This window comes from Maribacter sp. (assembly GCF_049667165.1).
GTDB lineage: Bacteria > Bacteroidota > Bacteroidia > Flavobacteriales > Flavobacteriaceae > Maribacter_A.
The window spans coordinates 21,208-27,908 of record NZ_JBATHS010000026.1; the positions used below are offsets into that span (position 1 = coordinate 21,208).

General features: G+C 38.4%; 7 protein-coding genes. 3 read left to right on the forward strand and 4 right to left on the reverse strand.

Annotated features, from left to right (window positions below; genetic code table 11):
• The first annotated feature begins 206 nt into the window (after positions 1–206).
• Positions 207–995, forward strand: coding sequence for an NAD(+) synthase (gene nadE, locus WBM98_RS01120; RefSeq protein WP_424364172.1), 789 nt, complete (start codon positions 207–209; stop codon positions 993–995).
• 157 nt (positions 996–1,152) lie between these two features.
• Complete coding sequence (locus tag WBM98_RS01125) at positions 1,153–1,782, forward strand: response regulator (protein ID WP_424364173.1); 630 nt, start codon at positions 1,153–1,155, stop codon at positions 1,780–1,782.
• Positions 1,783–1,875: 93 nt separating this feature from the next.
• On the opposite strand, the gene dnaG is transcribed toward WBM98_RS01125, so the two are convergent.
• Positions 1,876–3,855: a DNA primase gene (dnaG, locus tag WBM98_RS01130; RefSeq protein ID WP_424364174.1), complete on the reverse strand. Its 1,980-nt coding sequence runs from the start codon at positions 3,853–3,855 to the stop codon at positions 1,876–1,878.
• A gap of 127 nt (positions 3,856–3,982) precedes the next feature.
• Between dnaG and WBM98_RS01135 the strand changes: the two genes are divergently transcribed.
• Positions 3,983–4,231 (forward strand): zinc-ribbon domain-containing protein, encoded by a 249-nt coding sequence (locus WBM98_RS01135; RefSeq protein ID WP_424364175.1) that lies wholly within the window; start codon positions 3,983–3,985, stop codon positions 4,229–4,231.
• Positions 4,232–4,300: 69 nt separating this feature from the next.
• Here the strand turns inward: WBM98_RS01135 and WBM98_RS01140 are convergent, their stop codons facing one another.
• The 3 genes from WBM98_RS01140 to WBM98_RS01150 form a co-directional block, all read right to left on the reverse strand.
• Positions 4,301–5,410 (reverse strand): coiled-coil domain-containing protein, encoded by a 1,110-nt coding sequence (locus WBM98_RS01140; protein WP_424364176.1) that lies wholly within the window; start codon positions 5,408–5,410, stop codon positions 4,301–4,303.
• Between the two features lie 122 nt (positions 5,411–5,532).
• The gene (locus tag WBM98_RS01145) at positions 5,533–6,276 is read right to left on the reverse strand and encodes a hypothetical protein (protein WP_424364177.1); all 744 of its coding nucleotides are present in this window, start codon (positions 6,274–6,276) and stop codon (positions 5,533–5,535) included.
• Positions 6,263–6,701 (reverse strand): RNA polymerase sigma factor (locus WBM98_RS01150; RefSeq protein WP_424364178.1); only part of this gene is annotated, 439 nt, incomplete at its 5' end. The genes WBM98_RS01150 and WBM98_RS01145, both read right to left, overlap by 14 nt.

Sequence of the window (6,701 nt, forward strand, 5' to 3'; positions counted from 1 at the left end):
TTTGAAAACAAGTTCCTTTAAATAGGTACGAGCATATGTCACCGCGACGCTCCCCACTACAATGAAAATATATCCTTTTTGAAAAGCGCAAAAACTTCAGCAATGCCCTTTTCCCAGAAAGAAATTTCCTTTAAATTTTAATCTTCAACCGTAAGGCTTTATTTTTATCGGGCAAAGTTAATTGTTTTAAACAAATAAAATCTTCCATGAAAACCGAAAAAGTAATCGATCATATAGTTGACTGGCTCAAAACATATGCAACCAACGACGGCCTTAAGGGATTTGTCATTGGTATTTCCGGTGGAATAGATTCTGCCGTTACCTCTACCCTATGCGCTAAGACCGGGTTGGACCTTCTCTGTTTGGAAATGCCTATTCACCAAGCGGAAAACCAGGAAACCAGGGCAACGAACCATATCGATTGGTTGATGAAGAATTTTCCCAATGTGAACAGGCAGGGGGTAAATCTAACCCCCGTTTTCGATAGTTTGATCGAGGCCTTGCCCTCAGTGGAAAATGAAGAAGAGCGCTTTATGTCGCTTGCCAATACCAGGGCAAGGTTGCGCATGACCACTTTATACTACTTTGCTGCACTCAACGGGTATTTGGTTGCCGGAACAGGGAATAAGGTGGAGGATTTTGGAGTGGGCTTCTATACGAAATATGGTGATGGGGGCGTAGATTTAAGTCCGATTGCCGATCTATTGAAAACCGAGGTTTATGAAATCGCCAAATCCCTAGGAATCAACAAGGAAATCGTAATTGCCCCACCAACCGATGGACTTTGGGGTGATGACCGCACCGATGAGGACCAAATTGGGGCATCTTACCCTGAATTGGAATGGGCTATGCAAAAAAACGAGGAAGGGAAGACGATTGCGGATTTTTCCGGACGGGAAAAACAGGTTTTCGCTATCTTCAAAAGATTGAATGCAGCGAATCAGCATAAGATGTTGCCCATACCTATTTGTCATATTCCTAGTGAGTTAAAGTAACAGCTCAACTAATAATCAAGTACATAAGACGAGTATAATGTTATAATTTCCCAATTTAATTGAAATTTGTCCCTGAAATTAGATATTTTACCCTTACATTGTATGTCAGTTTTTAAAGACGGTGTAACCGGCAAAAATTCTAGAAAAAATCAACAAAATGATTAAAGTGCTAATTGCGGACAACCATCCTATCATTAGAATGGGAGTAAAACAGGTATTGAACAATGCAAGTGGATTTGAGGTTGTAGGTGATGTTTCAACTACTTCCGAGCTTTTTACCCAGCTCGAAAAGGCTTCCCCTGATGTGTTAATGTTGGAAATGGACATTCCCGAAATTAATGGTATCGCCACTTTAAGAAGGATGAAAAAGGAATATCCCGATGTTAAGGTGTTGATGTACAGTGGACAGTCTGAAGATGTTTATGCGCTCAGTACCATAAGGGCGGGTGCATTTGGCTACCTTTCAAAAGCATCGGACATCGACTATATCATCTCTGCCGTAAAGAAAGTGGCAGAAGGGAATATGTTCATCACAAATGAACTTGCCCAACGATTGGCTTTTGATGAGGGAACACAAAAACCACGTAGATTCTTTAGAAAATTATCTACCAGGGAAGTTGAGGTTCTAAAATTATTAGCCAGCGGAAAACGCAACAAAGAAGTTGCACAGGGGCTAAACCTTAATGAAAAAACGGTCAGCACCTATAAAGCACGTTTAATGAAAAAATTAAATGTGGACAATATGGTCGATTTATTGCAACAAGCCAAAGCTTTGGAGTTGTATTAAATAGACACCACGTTTAGAGGTATTTAGGAAACCCAGGCAGCATTGTCTGGGTTTTCTATATAATATCATACCCAAAGCTATTTTTTTAATAAACTAGGAGAGCACCCGGTTCAATTTTTTATTCAATAATTTGTTCAGTTGCAAGTAATTCATAATTTCTTCAAGGGTCTCACTATGGTCCACCGAACTTTCTTCGGTACTATGCTGCAAGGTCTCCATTCTTTTTTTGATCAGGTAACATCGCAATGTCAAAATTGTTTCACTTACCAATTGTGATATTCCTAAATTTTTGCTTTTGGGGTAAATATCCTTATTTTCCCATTTATGCAGGGCATACTTTTCTTCTTCCATCAAAATCGAGGAAATCTCCATTACCATTTCTTGGTCTAAATTGGCAATGAAGGTATTGATCTCAAAATCTTCGGTTTGGGTCAATTCCTCGATCAGCTTATAATAAATGCTTTTAAAATAAGGATTGGTCAGTTCAATCTCATCCTCCTGAAGATCAAGATATATTTTCTCATACACTTTGACATCAAGGGATTCAGGTTCCAAAATCAAATCACCTTCCTCATTCTCTTTCAAAACCAAATCCTCGAACTTTTCTTTTTTATTGCCATACAACAACAAAAGTTCAATGATCTTGCGCTCCAGTTCATACTGTACATCTACCTTTTCGGGCAAAGGATCATTCTTGACCACATCAAACGCCTTTTGCTCCTGTCTGACTCTTTTAGAAGCATCGGTACTATCCTTTTTACTGATCTGGGCCAAGGTATTGAACAGCACCGCTTCTGAAATGTTCATGATCTGTGCACACTCCTGAATATAGATTTCCTTTTTTATACGATCGGGAATCCTTGATATACTGTGTACAATGTCCCTTACGGTATCCGCCCTTTTTATGGGATCATTGGCGGCCTCTTTCACCAATAAGGAAGCCTTGAATTGAATAAAATCCTTAGCGTTCGAAGCCAGATATTCGAGAATATCCTCCAACTCATTGTTTTTGGCAAAGCTATCAGGGTCTTCCCCTTCTGGAAAGGTGCACACCCTAACATTCATACCCTGTTCAAGGATCAAGTCGATACCCCGTAGTGACGCCCGAAGTCCGGCTGCATCACCATCGAACAACACTGTGATATTCTTTGACAATCGATTTATGAGCCGTATCTGCTCAGAAGTCAAGGCCGTACCACTGGAGGCCACCACGTTGTGTATTCCTCTTTGATACAACTGAATCACATCGGTATATCCTTCGACCAAATAGCAATTATCCTCTTTTGCAATGGCCTGCTTGGCAAAATAAATACCATAGAGCACCTTGCTCTTATGGTAAATATCACTTTCTGGGGAATTTACATATTTGGCCGCCTTTTTATCATTGGTCAATATACGGCCCCCAAAACCCAGAATCCTGCCACTCATGGAATGGATCGGGAACATGACCCGCCCTTTGAACCTGTCGAACTTTTTAGGACTGTTCGGATTATTGGCATCTTCCTTTACAATGGTTAGTCCTGTTTTTTGAAGATAGTCGAGTTTATAGCCCTTATCCAAAGCTGCCGTCGTAAACCCATCCCATTGGTCAAGGCAATACCCAAGATCAAATTTTTTGATGGTCTCATCGGTAAAACCCCTTTCCTTGAAATAGGTCATGCCTATGGCCTTCCCCAGTTCTGATTCCCATAACATTTTGGAAAAATGACCCTGGGCGAATTCTGAAACCAGATACATACTCTCACGTTCATTGGCTTCCTGCCGCTGCTCGTCGGTACGCTCTGTTTCCTCAATCTCAATATTATATTTTTTCGCCAAGTACTTAATGGCCTCGGGATAGGTAAAATGTTCATGTTCCATTAAAAAGGCCACCACATTGCCCCCTTTTCCGCTACTAAAGTCTTTCCAGATCTGTTTTACGGGCGATACCATAAAACTAGGTGTGCGTTCATCGGTAAAAGGACTCAGTCCCTTAAAATTGGATCCTGATTTTTTCAATTGTACAAAATCACCGATAACCTCCTCCAATCGGGCGGTTTCATAAACTTTGTCTACAGTTGATTTTGAAATCAAAATATTGGTATTAGGATTGCTAAAAATAGCAAAAATAGAAGTGTTTCGGCAAAGAAACGTCCTAGTAATGCCTATTTCATTTTGAATTCCAAATTAAGTAAGTTTATATTCTAAAATCATTCTTAAGATGATCTTATTTTTTGGCACTCGACCGGGTAAGACCGAAATCAAAAAACTGCCAGGGGTATCATGCCCCCACTGCGATCAAAAAGATACATTGACGGCATCTATCAGTTCAAATTTCTTCCACGTGTTTTGGATCAAGCTCTTCAAGATATCAAAGCATGTGATCGTTGAATGTTCCTATTGTAAGCGGGCGTATTACAAAGAAGAATTCACTGAGGAAATGGAGCGTGTTTTAGAAAGTGATTTATAAACCAACCCCTGCGTCCTGACATTTTCAGTCAAAACACCTCCCTTTGTCCAAAGGGAGGTGCAGTTATGTTTATAAATCGAACCGAAGGCCCAGTGAGATAACATTTTGATTAACCAATCTTCTTATTGAACTCGAAGTTTCAAACTTAAAATATAAGGAAATATCGTCAAAACCAGCGTAAGCACTCAAACCTTTGACTGTTGATTGATTACCTCCAGCCCACAAACTATAATCAGGGTTTATCCCCAAGAATTCAACATCCTTGGGCCATTTAGTTTTTTGAACATTGTTATAGTTTATTCCTATATAGCCTCCAATCCCAAATTTAAATTTTTTATTAGTATCATATCTAACATATTTACCATTCACCTTTTTTTCCGAAGGACCAAACTCAAAATGAATAGGAAAAATAAAACTATCCATTCGTAGTTTAGATTTTTCCAACTCCTTATCTATTTCAAATACTTCTTTGGCGTCTACCAAAAATAAAGCATTGGAATCTACAGTTGGATCATTACTCTTCACAAATACTTCTTTATTATTAGGTTTAAAACCATTAAATTGAAAGGAAATTCCATACTTCAATCTTAACCAATTACTATTTTTGAACACTCTGGTATTCCACGCATATCCTATTTCAAAAAACCTACTGCCGGTCAATTTAAATGGAGATTCAGAAAATGCATTTCCGTTTGATTCATTGTTCAATCCAAATGCCATGACAATGTCCGAATGAGTTCTCTTATCAAAAATTGTTTTATTCTGATTACCAGAATTATACCTTATTCCGAATAATCTATCCCCATTGTTTTCCGAATTAAACCCAATCTCTACTTGGCTACTTTCAGTATTCAAATCTATTTCTCCATTTCTTTTGAGAAGAGCGATTTGATTGTCAAGAATAGCGAGTTTATTTTCTATGTTCTTAGCATGATTTTCGGCATATTCTTTTTTTAATTCTTGTGCTTCTTCTTGAGAGATCTTTCCCTTTGCTAATTGTTCATTTACGAACTCGACCTCAGCTTTCAAAGCATCTTTTTCGACATTTGTGACGTCTGATTTCTTCCTCTCCAATTGCTCTATTTTGAATTGTAAGGTTTCATCTTCTTCTTGTGCAGAGATTTTTTGAATGGCAAATGAAATGACTAATAATACGGTGTAAAATGAAATAATTCTCATACTGATTTTTGGTTTAGGACTCCCTGAACATCCCCTCCAATGTTAAGGGGATGTCAAGAATAGTCTTTTTTGATTGATGAATATTTTTTCCTTTTACTCTTAATTATAGAGTAATTAGGATTTTAATTGTTGTTAAAAGTGACTGCAGTTCTAGCTTTAAAAAATCTGTCTTTAAGGTTTCTAAAAATCTGTTCACGGAATGACTGATTTAATTCATCCTCAACCTCTGTTAGTAGTGCCATTGCATCTACTTTGCCCTCTTGACTAAAAGCTTTATCCGTTAAGATTTCTTGCTGGGCCATCCGCAATAATGAATCGACCTCTACATCAGTAACATGAAGATTATTGTTCTCCAATAAATTAACTTGCGCCACAATTTCTGCAATTTTGGCATCAAGGAGTTGATCGGTCTTTGAATCTATATCCTTGAAATCCTTATCATTTTTATCGGATTCATGCGAAGCGGCCATTGCCGAATTGTTGTTTATTACGGAAAAAACCTTTTTATTCGCAATTTTTACCTTGACCTTATTAACTTCCTTTTCTACTTCAACCAACTGCTCTTCCTCCTCATTTTGTTCAGACAAAACTTCTTCCTTTTGAAGCATAATATCAACTTCTTTGGGGGCGTCGACCACCTCTACCCCAGCGTTTATGGGTTCGGTATCATTTCCAAAATATATCGATGCGATTAGCACCATACCTATGAAACTTGCCGCCACACCATACCAAAGGAATTTCTTTGATTTTCTGTGTTCCGCTTTCGGCAATTGCCCTGACAATTTTTCCCATGCAGCCTCTGAAGGATTGATTTCCCGACGGTGCAATTCTTCCTTAATATGTTTCTCAAACTTATCGACTTCCATAACCTATAATATTTTGTTGCTCCAATTTTTCCCTTAACATCTTTCGTGCCTTGAACAGTTGTGATTTTGATGTACTTTCTGAAATCTGTAACGATGCGGCTATTTCATGATGTTTGTAACCCTCGATCACATAGAGCACGAATACGAGCTTATATCCTTCGGGCAGGGAATCGATCAATTTCTGTATATGCTCAACATCAAGATCCGTCGATATGGTACTGGTTTCGACTTCATTGCGTTCATAGATTTCATCATCATAGACCACAAACTGCTGTTTTCTGATATAGGAGATACATTCACGAATCATAATCCTACGCACCCAACCTTCAAAACTTCCTTCAAACCTAAATGTTCCCAAATTTTCAAAAACCTTTAAAAACCCGCTGATCATCACATCTTCGGCAAAATGTAGATCTTTAACATAC

Excerpts from the sequence above, each read along its gene's own strand:
- WBM98_RS01145 (WP_424364177.1), bottom strand. The coding sequence starts at position 6,276 with ATGGAAGTCGATAAGTTTGAGAAACATATTAAGGAAGAATTGCACCGT.
- WBM98_RS01140 (WP_424364176.1), bottom strand. The coding sequence starts at position 5,410 with ATGAGAATTATTTCATTTTACACCGTATTATTAGTCATTTCATTTGCC.
- WBM98_RS01125 (WP_424364173.1), top strand. The coding sequence starts at position 1,153 with ATGATTAAAGTGCTAATTGCGGACAACCATCCTATCATTAGAATGGGA.
- WBM98_RS01135 (WP_424364175.1), top strand. The coding sequence starts at position 3,983 with ATGATCTTATTTTTTGGCACTCGACCGGGTAAGACCGAAATCAAAAAA.
- nadE (WP_424364172.1), top strand. The coding sequence starts at position 207 with ATGAAAACCGAAAAAGTAATCGATCATATAGTTGACTGGCTCAAAACA.